The organism is Streptomyces adustus, assembly GCF_009377175.1.
In the GTDB taxonomy this organism is placed as follows: domain Bacteria; phylum Actinomycetota; class Actinomycetes; order Streptomycetales; family Streptomycetaceae; genus Streptomyces; species Streptomyces adustus.
This window is the reverse complement of record NZ_VJZD01000216.1, coordinates 1-16,214: the sequence shown is the minus strand read 5'-3', so window position 1 is coordinate 16,214 and position 16,214 is coordinate 1. Positions and strand designations below refer to the sequence as shown.

At 68.6% G+C, this 16,214-nt stretch carries 14 protein-coding genes; 5 read left to right on the top strand and 9 right to left on the bottom strand.

The genetic code is table 11. The features are described from left to right. Window positions 1-292: 292 nt before the first annotated feature. Window positions 293-919, top strand: a complete 627-nt coding sequence (locus FNH09_RS35690) for a DUF6461 domain-containing protein (protein WP_152894035.1) — start codon at window positions 293-295, stop codon at window positions 917-919. 459 nt (window positions 920-1,378) lie between these two features. On the opposite strand, the gene FNH09_RS35685 is transcribed toward FNH09_RS35690, so the two are convergent. Continuing rightward, complete coding sequence (locus tag FNH09_RS35685; protein WP_152894034.1) at window positions 1,379-1,723, bottom strand: CU044_2847 family protein; 345 nt, start codon at window positions 1,721-1,723, stop codon at window positions 1,379-1,381. Between the two features lie 43 nt (window positions 1,724-1,766). On the opposite strand from FNH09_RS35685, the gene FNH09_RS35680 reads away from it, so the two are divergent. Beyond that, complete coding sequence (locus tag FNH09_RS35680; RefSeq protein ID WP_152894033.1) at window positions 1,767-2,996, top strand: hypothetical protein; 1,230 nt, start codon at window positions 1,767-1,769, stop codon at window positions 2,994-2,996. Here the strand turns inward: FNH09_RS35680 and FNH09_RS35675 are convergent. The 3 genes from FNH09_RS35675 to FNH09_RS35665 form a co-directional block, all read right to left on the bottom strand. Next, window positions 2,986-3,618: an NUDIX hydrolase gene (locus tag FNH09_RS35675; protein WP_152894032.1), complete on the bottom strand. Its 633-nt coding sequence runs from the start codon at window positions 3,616-3,618 to the stop codon at window positions 2,986-2,988. The genes FNH09_RS35680 and FNH09_RS35675 overlap by 11 nt on opposite strands. 117 nt (window positions 3,619-3,735) lie before the next feature. Further along, the gene (locus tag FNH09_RS35670; protein ID WP_152894031.1) at window positions 3,736-6,735 is read right to left on the bottom strand and encodes a trypsin-like serine peptidase; all 3,000 of its coding nucleotides are present in this window, start codon (window positions 6,733-6,735) and stop codon (window positions 3,736-3,738) included. Between the two features lie 441 nt (window positions 6,736-7,176). Continuing rightward, the gene (locus FNH09_RS35665) at window positions 7,177-7,767 is read right to left on the bottom strand and encodes a hypothetical protein (protein WP_152894030.1); all 591 of its coding nucleotides are present in this window, start codon (window positions 7,765-7,767) and stop codon (window positions 7,177-7,179) included. A 453-nt stretch (window positions 7,768-8,220) separates the two neighbouring features. Between FNH09_RS35665 and FNH09_RS35660 the strand changes: the two genes are divergently transcribed. Beyond that, window positions 8,221-8,685 (top strand): GNAT family N-acetyltransferase, encoded by a 465-nt coding sequence (locus FNH09_RS35660; RefSeq protein ID WP_152894029.1) that lies wholly within the window; start codon window positions 8,221-8,223, stop codon window positions 8,683-8,685. Window positions 8,686-9,504: 819 nt separating this feature from the next. Here the strand turns inward: FNH09_RS35660 and FNH09_RS35655 are convergent. Together FNH09_RS35655 and FNH09_RS35645 are read right to left on the bottom strand one after the other, a co-directional pair. Continuing rightward, on the bottom strand, window positions 9,505-9,858 hold the full coding sequence (locus FNH09_RS35655; RefSeq protein ID WP_162469600.1) for a beta/gamma crystallin domain-containing protein: 354 nt from the start codon (window positions 9,856-9,858) through the stop codon (window positions 9,505-9,507). A 1,264-nt stretch (window positions 9,859-11,122) separates the two neighbouring features. Continuing rightward, a complete protein-coding gene (locus FNH09_RS35645; RefSeq protein ID WP_162469599.1) occupies window positions 11,123-11,653 on the bottom strand; it encodes a hypothetical protein in 531 nt (176 codons plus the stop codon). A 132-nt stretch (window positions 11,654-11,785) separates the two neighbouring features. Between FNH09_RS35645 and FNH09_RS49950 the strand changes: the two genes are divergently transcribed. After that, on the top strand, window positions 11,786-12,592 hold the full coding sequence (locus FNH09_RS49950) for a DUF4265 domain-containing protein (RefSeq protein WP_152894027.1): 807 nt from the start codon (window positions 11,786-11,788) through the stop codon (window positions 12,590-12,592). Between the two features lie 182 nt (window positions 12,593-12,774). Beyond that, on the top strand, window positions 12,775-13,881 hold the full coding sequence (locus tag FNH09_RS35635) for a hypothetical protein (protein WP_152894026.1): 1,107 nt from the start codon (window positions 12,775-12,777) through the stop codon (window positions 13,879-13,881). On the opposite strand, the gene FNH09_RS47885 is transcribed toward FNH09_RS35635, so the two are convergent. The 3 genes from FNH09_RS47885 to FNH09_RS35620 all read right to left on the bottom strand — a co-directional run bounded on the left by FNH09_RS47885 (window position 13,878) and on the right by FNH09_RS35620 (window position 15,824). Then, window positions 13,878-14,201: a hypothetical protein gene (locus FNH09_RS47885; RefSeq protein WP_202919828.1), complete on the bottom strand. Its 324-nt coding sequence runs from the start codon at window positions 14,199-14,201 to the stop codon at window positions 13,878-13,880. The two genes, FNH09_RS35635 and FNH09_RS47885, sit on opposite strands and share 4 nt — an antisense overlap. A 2-nt stretch (window positions 14,202-14,203) precedes the next feature. Beyond that, a complete protein-coding gene (locus tag FNH09_RS35625) occupies window positions 14,204-14,911 on the bottom strand; it encodes an HAD family hydrolase (protein ID WP_152894025.1) in 708 nt (235 codons plus the stop codon). Window positions 14,912-15,092: 181 nt separating this feature from the next. Next, on the bottom strand, window positions 15,093-15,824 hold the full coding sequence (locus FNH09_RS35620) for a DsbA family protein (protein ID WP_152894024.1): 732 nt from the start codon (window positions 15,822-15,824) through the stop codon (window positions 15,093-15,095). Between the last annotated feature and the right edge of the window lie 390 nt (window positions 15,825-16,214).

The window sequence follows — 16,214 nt, the reverse complement described above, 5'->3', positions numbered from 1 at the left end:
TCGATCACCAGACGGTGATCACGCCACCGCCCGCCCCGTTTCGGCGTCCGGTCCGGTAGCAACGGCTCAATCCGCGCCCACTGGGCGTCACTCAACGGCACACCTGACCAACGATCCGATGATCCGAGAGAAACGCCCTAGGCGAACAGGACCAATGAGCGTCGAGTCCAGTCGACCGTGGCTTCGCGCAGACGGCGTGATCACTTGAGGCTGTTCGACGGGATCGCCATGTCAGTGGTGCTGCATAGGGTGCGAACCGACGATCGATGGCTCGTGGGTGAGGGGCGAAGGCATGCACGATGGGATTCGGTGGCTGGTCGGCCTGGAGCACTGGATGTCCAGTGTGGTGTTCGCGCGCGGGATATCCGCGCAGGAACTGGCGGTGCGCATGGGAGGAGACCGGGACGGCGCGACCGAGCCCATCACCGACGCCGAAGCGTGGGACCTCGGCGAGTGGTACCGGCCGGGCGAGGACGGCGATGGTGTCGTACGGGTCGGAGAGCATGAGGGCTGGTCATTCGCTCTGGAGTACGGAGACTCGACTGGCGGGGACCGTCTGGCAGAGATCTCCCGAAATGGCGTCGAAGCCGTCCGCTACGTGCCGATGCAAGAGCATCCGCCGGCCACGGTCTTTTACGCTCGGGACGGTGTGGAGCTGTGTGGTTTCGGGCTGGGTGAGGAAGTGTGGCGCTGGGGTCAGGAGCCTGACCTGCTGCTTCCCGAACTCGTCAGCGGGCACGTGCTGGAGCCCGATGGGAAAACGCTGATAGCGCCCGAAGGCGAGCACTACACGGATACCTACCGGCGCACTCTCGGCGTCATCGAGCAGCGGTTCGGCCTCTCGCTCTCCCCGGCCTACCTGGAGGAAGCCCGCCTGTCGGCGTATGCAGTTCGCGGCACCCCGGACATGTGCATCTGAACGATCGCAGGTCGGCGGCTGCTTCGTGGTGAAGCTGCCGGTGTCGATCTCTCTGGGGACATCGGGCTTGTCCAGGCGTTTGAACTTGTCACGGGCTCGATGTTCTTCGGCAGCAGATCGTGGGCGAGGGGTTCGCGGACATCGTGCGCCGCCGGAGACGTGTTGAGCCCGGAGTCGCCATCGCCCTCCTGCGCCGAGAGAAAGCGGCGGAAGATCTTGTTGTTGAGGTTCTGCGAATCCGCCACGAGCGGTGCGTCGGCGAGGAGCACGTGCAGGAGCAGCCGGGAACATGGCCGCTGCGTGGACCTGGGGCGCTACGGGGTCGGGCTCGACGTCAGAGAGGTGGACCCTCTCGTCACGGCCCTCAGCGACAGCGGATCCCATCGGCTTGTACCTTGGTTCGAACGGATCACGAACTGCGACTGCGCGGAGCCGACCGCGAGGTTACGGGCCGACCGCTCACTCCGCGGCATCGCCGGGGGTGACGGAGACGGTCGGATCGCCGGCTTTGCGCCAGGTGGCCGAGACGTTCAGTGTCGCCTTCGCGCCCGAACCCGTGACGACGCTCACGAGCAGACCGGCCTTGAGAGACAGCTCGATGCCGAACTCGAGGGTCAGCTCGTCCGGAGCCGCCCTGCGCAGTCCGGAGCGCACGGAGCCGACGACCGTGTCCAACGTCTGAGGCAGGTCGTCCAGCCGATGCCTGATGTCGGAGAACGAGGTGTCCCGTGGGCCGCCCTCGTCCTCGACCCGCACATACAGGGTCCCGCCATCCGGAGTCTCGACCTCGACAATCTCCGACATGCTTTTCCTTCGTACGCTAATGTCCCCGGAGGGGGTAAGAGCCGTGAATAACCGTTTGGTAGAGAACGTCTATCTGTCCGATGTGGAGCCTCACTCCGCAGCGCCCATCGATGGCGCGGCTGACCTTCGGGCCCGCATCCTCCTGCACGTACTGTTCTCCGACACACTACTGATCGGAGACTCTCAGAGTCTCAACAACCGTTATTTCCGCGCATTGGTGAGTGAGCGTCAGATGTCGGTATCGGGCGATGCTGCGCCCGGGGCCACGACGCTGAGTGACCTGGCGCCGCTGCTGACGGAAGGGCACATCAGAGTCGCTCTGCGCAGCGGAGCGACTCTCCATGGCATCCGGAACGCCCACGCGGCCAAGAACGTCGACAACGTGCCGGACCCGGACTACGTCGACGAGCTCCAGGCCATGACGAGCGGTCACGCGCTGACCTACGACGGCACGGCCGTCGCCGCGGCGTTCAAGGCCGGCGTGCTGGAACGGATCGACGGTGCTCTCGCGCACGCCCGGGCCGACGCGTGGCACAGCCTGCGTGCCGCTCATGACTGGGCCGCGGACCAGTCACCCCTGGATTACAAGGCGATCCGCGACTGGCTGGCCCGGCATCGAGCAGAACGCCCGAACGCGGGGGCAGACGTCGTGCTCGCCCTACAGTCGGTGGACCAGTGGGCGGGGGAGTCCTACCGGCAGGCGCTTCCGCGTGTGCTCGGCGCCGCCGTGGCCGCCCCGCTCGACGATGTCGACGTCATCCCGGCGGCTCGCAGCCACCGGCTGCTGGACCTGACAGACCTGGCACCAGGACTCCTCGACGGGCTGCTGCTGTCCCTTCTCCCGGTCGACGTGCTGTTCGAAGCGGTGTCCCAGCCCTCGCGCAACGCCATGGTGGCGCAACTGGCCCGGGTACGCCGCGGCATACGGCCCGACACCGACGTCCTCGGCTCTGCGGCTCAGGAGTTGAGCGCCTGGATGACGCAGGCGTGCCGCCGGACGTTCCGGCAGGAGGGTGGCAGGGCCTGGCAGCACCTCCAGGGTGAGGACCGCCTCATGCGCTTCGGCTTGGACGAAGACCCCACGGCGGGGCGGCTCGGCGCCGGACTGGAAGTGGCGCACGCTCCCGTGGCACGGGCAGGGGCGCTGTCGTTGCACGTCCTGAGCAGTGTGGTCGGCTCCATGGGGGAGGTCGGCGCCGAGCCATTGGAACTGCCACGTCAGCGGCGTCCGCAGCACGAGCTGGACTCCAGCCGCCGACTGGTCACTGTCTGACGATGCCGGACAGGCCCACGGCGTCCGTCGTGTGTGGGGGAGCTGTCGCCGACGCGGGGGTGCCTGCCATGGCGACGGCATACGCGGCGATGGTGATGGCGCAGGTGATCCGGCCCTCGCGGAGCCACAGTGCCATCGCGTTGTACGAGGCCCACACCGGTTCTGCCACCGACTCCGATGTTTCGGGCCGGGCGGCGGTCCGGCCTACCGGGTGCACCTCAGCCACGCAGACATGCGTTTGCGTCGCGATCAGCCCGGTGTCGGCGTGCAGCGTGCCCACCTGCCGTACCGAGAGGGCAGTCAGACCAGACTCCTCCTTCAGCTCCCGTGCTGCCGCGGCCTCCGGAGCTTCGCCGGGATCGCAGCCGCCGCGCGGGAACTCCAGCGATACCGCGCCCACCGGGTACCGGTACATGGGCAGCAGCGCCAGCCCTTCCGGCCCCATAGGGACGACCACGACTCCCTGCTGCTTCCACTGCCACCGCAGGTACCGCCCCGCGGAGCCGCCCGGGAAGACGACCTCGTCGTCGTAGAGGTTGCCGAAGCGGCTGCCGTAGACCTCGACGGCTCGCTCCCGTCGGATCGGTGCCGGCGTGCCGGGGGTCGGACGGTCGGTGGTCATGTCCCTCCTCGGTGCGGTGCGGTGCGGTGCGGTGCGGTGGAGCGAGCGACGGGCGGCGTACCCGTGCCTCCTCGCCCCTTGGCGTGCCGACGGCCGCCCGCGGGCGGCCGCACCTGATCATCCTGCCCTGCCGGTGAGGGATTGCAACTGCTCCAGCCATGTGATCCGTTCGTGCGAGAACTCGGGCAGCTCGATGCATAGTTCGACCAGGGCCCGTAACGAGCGCAGCCGTGTCTCCCGATGCAGCGGAGTACTGTCCGCGTGCGCGCTCAGCAGTGTCACACTTTCACTCAAAGCGTGGTAGGCCTCGGGGTACGCCCCAGCCCGGATCAGCCCGCGCGCCTGGCGGTGGAGAGCGATCGGCAGCCGGTCGAGGTAGCGCTGCGGCTGGCGCTCGGCAAGGTCCCGAAGAAGGGCGACCGCTTCACCCGCCGTCACGACCGCCTCGGTCAACAGCCCCGTACGCTGCCGGCATTCCGCGAGCACGTCGAGACAGCCCAGCAGGATGTCCTCTTGACGGACGCTGGGCCGTGCCTGCCGGCACAGGCTCACACTCCGCTCCGCCTCCAGCGCGGCCGAGTGGACCTGACCGTCTGCCAACCTCAGCAGAGCGAGGGTGCTCAGTGCCGCCGCCGTGTTCAGGAGGTACGTCTGACGGTCGGCCGCGGCGCCTCGCCCTCGGTCCGGTGGCGTCTGCTCGAGCAGTTGCTCGTACAGTTCGACGGCCGAGCGGCTCTCGGCGAGTGCGGCCGCGGTGCTGCCGTCCCGGTGCAGGAGCAGGCTCAGGTTGTTGAGTGCCGTCGCGTACTCGGCGAGATGTCCTTCCGACCGCTGGACGAGGTCGCGGCTGAGGTCGACCGCGTCGCGGGCGGCTGCCAGAGCGGCCTGCCTGGCGCCGGTGTCGTCGCTGCGCAGGCTGTATCGCACAAGTCTGCGCAGCCGCACAAGCTGCCGGTCCTCGGTGAGCCGGCCGTCCGTCTCGGCCAGCAGGCGGCCGAGAACGACCACGGCGACCGGGGACAGGCCCGAGGGGTAGTCCGGCAGGCGGCTGTCCACCGATTCGAGGAGCTCGCGGCCGCACTCCGCCACGATCGGCAGGGCGAGGGCGGCGAGCGGTTCGGCGTGCGGGAGTAACGCGCCGGTGATCGTCAGGGCGGGTAACAGCACGTCCGTCCGCCCGGCTATGGCTTCCCGCAGTGCGCTGTCCAGCGCCGGGTGCGCCGGGTGGGACTTGATCCGGCCGACCGTTGTGCAGCCGCGTGCCCGGGCCAGCACCTCCATCGTGTCCGCTGCCGCAGATATCCGTACCTCCGGGTCCTCGGAGGTACTCGCGTCCAGGAGCGTTGCGAGGTAGGCCGTGCGGCGTCCCGAGCCCTCCGGCTGGCTCAGCACCTGCCGCACCAGGATTTCACCGATCCGGTCCGGCTCCAGCGGGGCGACCTGGCCGCCCGGGGCGGGATACAGGGTGCGTAGGCATTTGTACACCCCGTCCACGTAGACCGAGGGCTGACCGGTAGAGGCGGCGTGGACCCGCTCCAGCAGACCGGTCAGCTGGGGACCGGCCAGCCCCTGCACCAGGGTAGGGACGAGCAACAGACTTTCGGACAAGTGTGCGCTGCCCGGGCTGGCCAGTGCCTGCCCCGCCAGTTCCACGGCCACCAGCGCGTGCCAGCCGCGCAGTTCGTGGTCGCAGACCCGCTCCAAGGGGTCCCCGTGATCGGCCCACGGACCGCCCTGACGGAGAGTCAGTACGGCGTCCAGGGCGAGCGCGAGCACGTCCAGGACCGAGTCCTGCCACTCCGCGCGCGCCGCCAGGCGGCCCGGGGGAGTCAGCCAGCCGCAGCCGAGGCGGTCGGCGAAGACGCTGAATGCCCGCCGTGCCAGGGAGCCGTTGCCCTCGGATTCGATGGTCCTTGGAAGCGCGACCACACTGGTCTCGGGCAGCGCCGGGTCGGCGACCCGGCGGCGCAGCGCCTGGAAGAGCGGCTCTTCGGACCGCGCAAGGAGAAGCAGTCGCAGCCGCATGCCGTCTGGGCCGTACCGGTACGCGTGCTCCAGCAACGCGTTGATCTCGTCCAACCGGACCTGGGCGTAGTCGAAGACGACGAGCGCGCACAGCTCCGCGTCCAGGGCGTCGGTCAGCTCCTCCAGCCACTCCTGGCGCACCGGGGCGTCCTTCTGGACGAACCCCGCGATCCAGCCCCGTTCCGTGAGGGTGCGGCACAGTTCCGTTGCGAGCCTCGTCTTGCCGGCGCCGCCGGGCGCGTGGAGCAGCCGGAGCCGGCGCTCCACGTCCCCCTCGCACCACGCCAGTAGGTCCGCAAGCTCGGGCCGGTCCACGAAGGGCATGGTGCCGTGGGCGAGCAACTGGGCCGGGGTCGGCTGCGTGTCGGAGCCTGCGGCGTCCCGTCGGGTGCGGCCGGGAGTGCCGAAGAGCGCGCTCTGCCGCCGAGCGCGCCCGAGGGCCGCGTCACACCACGGCGTTCCCGGAACGTGGGCCGTCGCGTTGCGCGCGGCGAGGTCCGGGAAGTGCTCCCGGACGGCTTCGACGGGCACCAGCCATCCGCCCTGCGGGCCGCGCTCGTCCCGGGAGGCCTTGAGCACGCCGCAGACTCGGCCGGTGCGCAGGTCCAGGACCGGGCCACCGCTGAACCCTTGAACGACCATGTCCCATTGCAGCCGCACGAACCGGCTGCTCTGCCCGGCGACGACCAGGTGGAGCGTATCGGGCTGTTCACCAGCCTCCAGAGTGTGCCGGCTGAACCCGTGGACCACCACCTCATGTCCGGGAAGCGGCGTCTGGTCCCCGAGCCACACGCCGTTACCGGGTATCGAGGAGTTCAGACGCAGGCGCGCCAGATCGGGGAAGCCGAAAACAGCACCCGCGCCGCGCTGCGCGGGGACGGTCTCGACCACGGAAGCCTCGACCGCTCCGCTACCGGTCACCACCTCCACGGACGCATGTCCGTGCACGACGTGTGCGCAGGTCAATACCGTGTCCTCGGACACGAGGAAACCGGTTCCGAATCCACTGCCCCCCGTCCGCACCACGACCACCTGCTCTCCGATCAGGTGGATCAACTCACGTCTGCGCGCGGCCTCTTCGTCGTTCTTCATGCCCCCACCGGTGTCTGACGACGTCACACACGACAGTACGTGCTGCCTCGTGTGCGGCGCGTGGCCTGCGCCAGGTTCCTGCACCGCTCCACGAACGGGAGTCCTCCCGGACCGGAGCGCCCCTCCATACCAAGCTGGATGGGGGAGCCGCGGGGGAGTCGCCGCTGCGCGAGCACGCCTTCGGGCCGATTTGACACACGGGTCGGCCGTGGGCGAGCCCCTGAAGGCAGGCGGCCGTCCGGATTGCCGTGGTCCATTTCAGGGGTCTGGTCCGGCGGGGCGGCGAACAGGCCGCCGCCGCTGCGCCGGTTCACCACAGACCTTGCCTTCAGGATCTCGGCCTCCACCCCCCCGGTGTGAGCCCGCGATGGTTATCGGTGACCACGGCGGTCGGCTGTACCTGGTGCGGGCTGGTCATCAGGCATGTGGGCGATGTTGGAGTCACATCCAGGGAAGACGGTTCGTGTAGGTGTCGGGCAGGTCGGTGGCCCATTCCCTCCAACAGTCGGCCTTCGCCAGGGCGGTATCGATCACGGCGAGCCTGGCCGCCGCGGAGGGGCCGCCCTGGGTTGCACCCTGGGTGTTGCGCTTGCCCGCGCCCTGCGTAGCGCCCTGGGTGTTGTTGTTGCCCGCACCCTGGGTTGCGCCTTGCGTGTTGCGCTTGCCCGCGCCCTGGGTCCCGCCCAGAGTGTTGCGCTTGCCCGCACCCTGCGTACCGCCAAGGGTGTTGCGCTTGCCCGCACCCTGGGTGCCGCCCTGGGTGTTGTGGTTGCCCGCGCCTTGGGTGCCGCCCTGGGTGTTGTGATTGCCGATCTGGGTGCCGCCCTGGGTGTTGCCGATGCCGCCGCCCAGGCTGTCGCCGATCTGGGTGTTGATGATGTTGTTGTCGCCGTTGTTGAAGATGATGGTGGTGGTTCCCGCGGGATATCCGAAGTCGTCCCGGGGGTCCGCGGATGCCTGGCCCGCCATGGTGCCGGTCAGTGCCACAGCGGCGACAAAGGGCAGGGTGGTGTAGATACCGAACCGCTTCACGGGGTTCCTTTCACACGTCAGGCCGGGATAGGGAGTTTCCGCCGACCAAACTCTCGTGACGCCACACGTCCCGGCTCCAGCGACACGGTGTTGTCACCCGTACAGAGCGTCGGCCGTGGGGAGGGGCGGGGGTGTCCGCACGGTCAGGGGACACCGTGGCCGCTTCCGTCACCGCCTGCCGGCTCGCCGCCATCGCCCCGCGGCCTGCCCCCATCCCACCTCTTCTTGAGGCCCGGGCGTCGGCCCGCGCTCTGCGGTGCATCGGTGTGCGACGAGACGCCGTCGGCCGGTAAGGACCAACTGCCCGAGGCCGGCGAGGACCTCGCCTCGGCCCTGACGGCGCAGGGCGACCAAGGGGCGCGGGCGTCGGGGCTGGTGAGGGATGCGCGCCGCATCCTGTCCCGAACCGACGGCCTCCGATAATCACTTGCAGTGCCTGCTTACAGTGCGGACATGCCAACTTCGCTGCACCTGCAAGAGATCACCCCCGACAACTTCGAGACCGCTGTCGACCTGAGAGTCCACCCCGACCAGGAACACCTGGTGGCACCAGTGGTCAAGTCGCTTGCCGAGGCGTACGTCCACCCCGGCATCGCATGGCCCCGGCTCATCTGCGATGACGACGAAGCCGTCGGGTTCCTCATGGCCTTCTTCGACATCGACTGGACCGGCAAAGGCACCGACTTCCGCTCCGGACTCTGGCGTCTCAACATCGCAGATGGAAAGCAGGGCCGAGGCTATGGACGCTACGCAGTGCAGTCCGTAGCCGACGAGATCCGGCGCCGAGGAGGCACACGACTGACGACCACCTGGCATCCCGGAGAGGATGGCCCAACAGGCTTCTATCTGGCGCTCGGCTTCCAACCAACCGGCGAGACCAGCGGAGACCAGACGGTGGGCATGCTGGAACTGAACTGAACCCGCGCTTCTGCCACACCTGCACGGATCATGTACGAGGACCTTCGGCCAACCGCGAACCCAGTCGATGGCTTCACCAGCTTGGTGCAAAGACACCTACCACCGGGGTGGACCGTCCCGAACTGCTCCTGACCGTAAAGACCCTGACCGATCAGAGCCGCGTGGCTTCTGCGATGACGGAGGCAGGCTGGAGCGCCGGGCAGCTGCGCCACGTCATCACCGGCCGGCCCTTGCCGGACCCGGTGCGGACCACGGTCGGCGCGATCATCGCCGCCGGCCTGAGCGCCGCCCGCCATCCGCCGCCTTCATCAGCCACCGCCGTGCCGCGCCCCAGTGGGACGAGCCGCCCGTGTGGTCAACGGGCGGACAGCTCTCCACCGTGTCGGCTGCCTGTACCGTGACCGAGGCCCTGATCTTCCGTGCGCTCGCCAGGTGCGGTGTGCCCGCCATTGCTCCCGGCGCAGTCCTCTGTCCGGCGTGTCTGGGCTGGTCGCTGTGCCGCAGCTGGCCTGGACCCGCACTCCGGCGGGCCTGCCCCGCTGATGGCGGCCGCTGCACCACCTGCGCCACCGCATCGGTCGGGCCGGCTCGATGCCCGTGACTGCGGGAGCGTTCCCGCGTGCCCGTGATCACCGCCCATGGAAATGTTGCGGGAACAGGCCGGTGCAGGCCTCGCGGAAATCGCGTGACCTGCATCGGTAAACCGCGGGTAATTCAGTTGGTTTCCGCGTGGAAATCAGTTCCGTGCGGGAATGAATGTGTCCCCGGGAAGGATCGTGTGACGGTACGATCCTTCCCGAGTGGTTACCCGATCCTCCGTTAAAGGATTTCGATGTCCTTGACCTTCGGGGGACGGCTCGGGAAGGTGATGTCGGTCCACCGGTTGATGCGGACCGAGTCGCCGTTGGCGTCGTAGTAGATGAGATCGTTGTTGCCCGTCGAAATGCGGTCCACCCACCAGGAGCCGAAGCCGGTGCGGCCCTTGTTGGCGTAGCAGTCCACGCTGGACCTGCCGTCCAGGTGCGACCAGATCTTCAGGAAGTTCTCCCCGCCACGGCACTCGACGTGATCGATGGCGAACGCGTTGCCCGTGGGCATGGCCATCGTGACGGCCACGGTGGCCACTGCCGCCACGGCCACGGAACGCGCGACCCTCAGCGTCCTTGAGATCACAACTTCTCCTTCATTCAACATTCGAAAGGGGGAGAGAACGTCACGGCCGGATGCATGAAGGCTCGCCGAAAAGGTGGCTGCCCGCCTTCGTGCGTCCCTTTCCGTCGTCTCTTCTCTCGGGCTTGCCCTTCGAAGATCCTGCAAGACGGCTGCATGTGACAAGTATCCATGGACCTCTGGGCCGGAATGTGTCTCTGAATGTCCAGATTGGGACCGCATGGAGCGGGGTGAATGGTTGATTATCGGCCGCCCGTGAGTCCTTTTTTATTTTAGTTTTTGATGGTTGAGTGCGGTGTGCATGTAGATCGGCATGCCGATACGGGGTGGAAGGGTTTGAGGGCCTGCGGCGGATGCGCCGGGCCGTGTGTCGGCCCTCGGTCCCACAGCCGGGGCGGCTGCGTCGCCTCGGGACCGTCTTCTTCGCGGCGGCCGACGGGGTCCGCGCGGCAGGGACGTTGCCTGCAGGAGCGCGGACCGCGTCGCAACCGGGAGGCTGGTCTCCGGGTGCAAGCGATGCCGTGGTGCGCGCGGGCGGTGTCCGGTATCCGCTATGCCGGGTGGGGTCCGCGGGCCGGGAGTGGATGCCGTGTGGAAGGCCCGCCGGGACAACGGCATCGCGCACCCCGGGACCTGTGACGAGAGCGTGCGGCGCCTGAGCTGCCTGGCTTGCCTGCTTGCTGCGCACCGAGGCAAGGTGCGCACGGCGCAGCCGGCGCCCGGACTGTTCGCCGGGTGCGCCGGGGCAACGGCCCGCAGGGGCTGTGCGTTGGAGTGGTCGATCATGCTGTGCGGGATCGTCGAGCGTGCCCGGAGGCGGAGCTGGCCGACCCGATGCCCGGACAGTCGGCGGCCCATGGCTTTTCTCGGCTCGCTGTGGCGCGACCGCCAGGCCAATGGCCACCCCCAGGCCCGCTACCTCGGCGGGGCCATGCACTGGGACCCGAGGGAGTGGAGTACCTGGTTTGCCAGGCGACTTCGCTGCCCGGGGCCCGACCAGGACATCCCCGGGATGGAGGGCTGACGGCGTACGCCAGTTCGGCCCCGATCACGCGGGCTTCCGGCACACGCCGCTACGTCGGGCGCCGGTTCGTCAAGTACACCAGTCTCCACCACATGGGTCGCCTGTGGGCCTACGCTTCCCTGACCGGTGCAGCCGACGCGGACTCCCACTACCGTCGCCGCTGGGCAGGAGAGGATTGGCATAGGCAGGCTTTGCGGCACCTGTTCACCAGGATGCTCGGCCAGTTCCATCACTGCCACGCCGCTACGGGGTCCCTGACGGGAGCTCCTCTTCCGGCACAGTCATGACGAGACCCGAGCTGACCGGGCGCTGGTCGTTGACAAGGACGAGCCGGTTCCGGGCCCAAGTGTCGAGCCGCCCGCATGCCCAAGCGGGGTCATACGCTGCCGTGGGCAGTTGCGGTATGCGCTTCCGGCCGGAGTCGTCGAGCCGGTAGGGAACTTCGAAGGCCGAGTTCCAGCCATCCAGGTTCGCGGCGAACCGTGCTTCTGCTTCTGCTGGACCTATGCCCAGGTACTGGGCGATCTCCGTCCAGGAGCTGCCTCGCTCGCGTTCATAAATCACGGCCGAGACCAGAGCGCGCTCCGCGAGTTCGATGAGCTGGAATGCCTGGCTGACCCGGCCTCCGGGACCGGTGTCGGGGTCGTTCCCTGTGGCGACCAGGCCGGCGGCGCCATCGGCGACGTCCACGGCGTGATCGCACAGGACGAGTCGTGCCAGCGCCTGGCGGGTGAATCGGGCACGGTCGGCGTCATAAGGGGTCGTCTCAGTCACCCCCACAGCCTCGCAGGCCGTATCCGCGGCGAGTACCCGATTTCCGCGCGGGGGCTGGCCTCCGCTTGACGGCTTGAAGGCATGAGGTGTCCTTTCAAGCCCGGGCGTCGGCCCGCGCTCTGCGGTGCATCGGTGAGCAACGAGACGCCGTCGGCCGGTGAGGACCAACTGCCCGAGGTCGGCGAGGACCTTGTCGCGGATCTGCCGACTGCGGTGGACGCCGTCCTGCCCGCCGTGGCTGCCGCCTTCGCCGCGGTGGACGGCGCGGGGCGGGAGCGCAATGGGGATGCGGCCGAGGCGCTGCGCGGCGAAACCGGCACCGAGTCCTACCGTTTGGCCCGTTCCAAGGTTCAGGTAGAGGGGGCAGCAGTGGAGAACCCGGTCAGGTGTGCGAACGGAGGCCATGGGACGATCTTCGCGGAGATGAGCAGGCAGCAGGGGGCGCAGATGCAGTACATCGTGCACGAGGACCCGGTCGGGCGGGCCGAGAGCAACTACATCGCCCAGGCCGATCTGGCCCCCTTCGACCTCGACGGGCAGATTGAGCAGCTGTGGCTCCTGCCCGAAGAGGACGGCACATACGGGGTGGCCTGTATCCCCTTCATGACGTACGGCCTCGCTCTCGGAGACCGAGTCCGTCTCTCGCCGGAATCTCGTGTGGTCGAGGTTGTCCGGGCGAGCGGACACCGCGTCCTGCGCACACTGCTCAGGCCGAGCGCGGACGCCGAACGACTTGGCCGCAGTATCAAGCTGATCAAGAACTCGATCAAAGAATCCGGGCTGCTCAGCGAATGGCAGGGGGAGCGCTTCGTCGCCATCGACGTCCCTCCCGGAGTCGACATGAGCCTGCTGTTCGCCCTGCTGCAACGGGAAGTCGACGAAGCGGGCGCCTACTGGGAATGGGCCGACGCCATGCCGTTCTCGACGACGCGGAGCTGACCGGGCCGCGACGCCCCCACTGGACCCGACGCAGCCATCAATCGGGGCCACTTCAGGACGTCGTGAAGCTACGGAACCTTCACCAGCTGGGGCCGCCGGAAGCCAACATGCCGGGGCCGCTGAACAAAGTCGCAGCTACTGTCGGGCTGGGACGATGTCCCTGTTCTTCATGCGGAGGGTATTTGTTCGTTTTCGTGTGTGCGGGGTGTGGCGCTGAGCTGACTGCCTCGTTGTCCCGGGTCGCTCTGCCGGTCCATGCTCATCAGTATTTCGGGAACGGGCTTCAGCTCCCGGTGCTCATGGAGTCGGGCACGTTCGCGGTGGAACCGGAGCCGTGGGGACCCCCGTGGCGCGAGTGGGACGAGATCGGTCCGGAGGAAGCGGCGGCCCGCGGCATCTACGCGCCGGTCGACGTTCTGTCCGACGGCGCACCCGGCGCGATCGTCGTCGCGCCTGGAGACATGCGTGGCACGGTGCTGATTCCGGGGAAGCGCGGTGGTGCCTGTTGCGGCCTGGCCGGGGCGGACGGACCCAACATGGCCTGCGAGGCGTGCGGGCTTCCCGTGGCGAGCCGGATCGACGACTGCTCGTACTGGCAGGCGGTGTGGCTCGCTCCGGACGCAGTGCGCCGCCTTCCTGCCAACGGCTTTGACGCCGCGCCGCTCACCTGGGCGGAGCTGATGGCGCAGGGGAGGGGCACGCCCCCGTTCGAGCCGATCACCGGGTGGGGATCGCCACTGGGGTCGGACCTCCGGTGGTCGTGGAGCCCACAGTGGACGGCGGCAGCAGGCAATGCGCTCGCACATCTGGTGGTGGCTTCGCAGGGCCGGCCGGTGACCGTCCCGCACGGCCTGCCGGAGGAGGTGTTCCAACGCACCCTCGACACCCTGCTGCCGGCCGGCCCGCCGACGCGGCGGGCGGTCCTGGCTGGACCGGGGCTGTCCGCCTTTGACGCGGATGCCGACATTGTCCTCGTGCCCTTGCATCCGCAGACCGGGGAGACCTGGACCCCGGCAGACCCGGCCACCCCGGCATATCCGGTGCCGCTCCCGTTCGGGATGTGGTTCCAGCTGGTCTTCCCCGAGCCGCGCCTGCCCGTTCCCACGTCAGGCCCCATGGCCGCCGACGCGCTCCGGGACGACCCGCCCATTCCGCGTCCTCGTGACGTGTTCCGGGCCGACGTGGAAGCGTTCCGGCGCACCCTGGCCCGGCTGCCGGCCGTCCGTAGTCCATGGCTCCGCGAGATTGCCCGGATCCCCATGCAGGACCTGCACGCCCGGCTTGTTTAGCGGACTGACAGAAAGCGTTGCGCCTCGTCCACCTGCTGCCGCGATCGAGGCCGGTTGCCCACGTCGAAGGCGAGCACGATCCGCCCGTCGGCGGCACGCGGCAGCGGCGTGGAGGCCGAGAGCCTGCGCAGACGGCGTGGTTCCAGCCAGCCGTGATCGACCGCGTCGTACATCGCCCCGCGCAGGTGCTCGGGCGTAGCAGCGGCCGTTGCTTTACGCGACGTTGCTCGACACCTCGAAGCGCGAAGAACGGCCGCCCTGCTGTGCCGGTAACGAACCGGGATCAGCGGGTCAGGTGAACGGCCCAGGTTGAACACCACGCTCAGGCAGTGATCAGGGACGGGTCGCGAGCAGCCGAGACGACGTGGGACAGCGTCGGGAAGCACGGTCCCGGCCAGCCGTCCTCGCGGGCGTGTGTGTCGTTGGTCGCCCAGTCGCCGGCCCGTAGCATGACCGCGGTCATGCCTTGCGCCGTTGCGCCGCTCAGTTCATCGCCGCCACCGTCACCGACGTAGAGGCACTCGCCGGTCGGTGTGTCCAGTTCCCGGGCGACCTGGCGGAACAGCTCCGGATCCGGCTTCCTGCGCCCTTCCTGGCAGGACAGGACGACCGTGTCGACCAGGTGGGCGAGCGGCAGCGCCGGCCAGGTCTGCGCGAGTTCGATCGTGCAGTCGCTCAGGACCCCGATCCGAAAGCCGTCGCGGCGAAGCCGCTCCAAGGTGTCGAGCGCATCGTCGCGGAGGACGAACAGTTCGCGCTGCGAGGCCAGCCTGGCCGCCGTTGCGGCTGTCAACGCTTCGTCGTCCGGGTCAACTCCGCAGCGCTGGGCCAGTGCGCGGATCGTCTGGGGAAGATCGCCCAGTGTTCCCATGGCCCGCTCCGGGAAGGAGTCGTCCAGTGTCCGACGCCACTGCTGCTTGGGAATCCCGAGCGGGGCGGCGCTGCGGGCCGCATGTTCGTCCCAGATCCCGGCGGGCGTGCTCGGAGTCAGTGTGCCGAAGAAGTCGAAGATCACAGCGGAGAAAGACATGGCCGGGACACTAGCGGCCCAGCTGATCCGACAGCTGCGGAATTGATCTCCGAACCGGAGCAGCGGACCCGACCTGCTTCTCCAGTGGCAGGCATTGAGCGCCTTGGGCTCGGGTGCGCACCCCTGCCCGGTCGCGCGTCCGTCAACTGCCTCACCGAAGTTCCTCAGGCAGGCGCCGACGTCAGAGGTCGTAGTCCTCCCATTCCCCGGGCCTGTTGTAGATACGGTTCAGCAGCTCCGCGAAGCCGTCGCCGTCGAGGAGAAGCCCGTTGTACTCCGCCGGGATCAGCTTGTCGTTGATCACGGCAGTGGGTGTTCCCGGTCCGTCGGGATCGTCGGCCCCGCCGGCCCGCTCGTACATCTTCTGGGAGGCCGTCACGAAGGAGCGGTACTTCATGGAGGTGACGGCCGCATCGAACGCCGGGCCGCGCAGGCCTTTCACCTCACCGGCCAGTTCCAGCAGACGGGCGTCGGTGAAGCCGTCGACGCTCTCCTCGGGCTGGTTGGCGTAGAGGACCTCGTGGTACTCGACGAACTTGCCCTCCTCCAGGGCGGCACGCAACGCGTTGACCGCCTTCTTCGACCCGCTGCCGCCGAGCCGGGCGTCCAGGAAGGAGGCCATCGTGTACTCGGTTCTCGCCATGCGTTCGATCATCGCGTCGCGCAGTCCAGGGGCACCGCCGGTGGTCTCGAACTCCTCGCAGTACGGACAGCGCGGATCCTCGTAGAGGTGCACCGTCATCTTCGCGTCGGGGTCGCCCACCACGATGGTGGTGCCGTCCTCGGCGAGCGTCTCCGGCAGCTGCCCGGCGTTCGCGAACCGAGGCTTGGCCTCCGCCGCGCGCTGCCCGCATCCCGCCACCGTCAGTACGACGGCTGCGCACAGCACCGCCCATCGTCTCCCACGCACCATGCGTCATCTCCTCCCCAGAGCAGGGAGACCCTAGATCATTTGTTCGGAAGCCGCATCCGTGATTCTCCGGACCGTTGATCTGCCGTCTCCGGGATTCGACGCCGGGCTGCCGAAGCCCTCAGGCGAAGGCCGCTTTGGTGTGCGGCGGTTGCCGCGCCGAGTGATCGAGTCCGGGGCACCGTTCGACGTCCGCCCTTAAAGATCAAGTTGGCGGCGACGTCGATATCCGGGGAGGTCGAATCGGGCATTCCGTAGGGTCTTCGCCCAGCCCGCACGGGTACGTGCCCGCGCAGGTTCCCGCGTACTTTCCCCTCCGATGTCCGCTTAGGGCCGTAAGATCCTGCCGGGAGACCGTTCTTCGCGGGTCAGGGGGGTGCCGCGGGGGCGGAC

What these genes read in the sequence shown, in the direction of transcription:
- FNH09_RS35690 (WP_152894035.1), top strand. Translation starts at nt 293, where the DNA reads ATGCACGATGGGATTCGGTGGCTGGTCGGCCTGGAGCACTGGATGTCC.
- FNH09_RS35685 (WP_152894034.1), bottom strand. Translation starts at nt 1,723, where the DNA reads ATGTCGGAGATTGTCGAGGTCGAGACTCCGGATGGCGGGACCCTGTAT.
- FNH09_RS35675 (WP_152894032.1), bottom strand. Translation starts at nt 3,618, where the DNA reads ATGACCACCGACCGTCCGACCCCCGGCACGCCGGCACCGATCCGACGG.
- FNH09_RS35670 (WP_152894031.1), bottom strand. Translation starts at nt 6,735, where the DNA reads ATGAAGAACGACGAAGAGGCCGCGCGCAGACGTGAGTTGATCCACCTG.
- FNH09_RS35660 (WP_152894029.1), top strand. Translation starts at nt 8,221, where the DNA reads ATGCCAACTTCGCTGCACCTGCAAGAGATCACCCCCGACAACTTCGAG.
- FNH09_RS35625 (WP_152894025.1), bottom strand. Translation starts at nt 14,911, where the DNA reads ATGTCTTTCTCCGCTGTGATCTTCGACTTCTTCGGCACACTGACTCCG.
- FNH09_RS35620 (WP_152894024.1), bottom strand. Translation starts at nt 15,824, where the DNA reads ATGGTGCGTGGGAGACGATGGGCGGTGCTGTGCGCAGCCGTCGTACTG.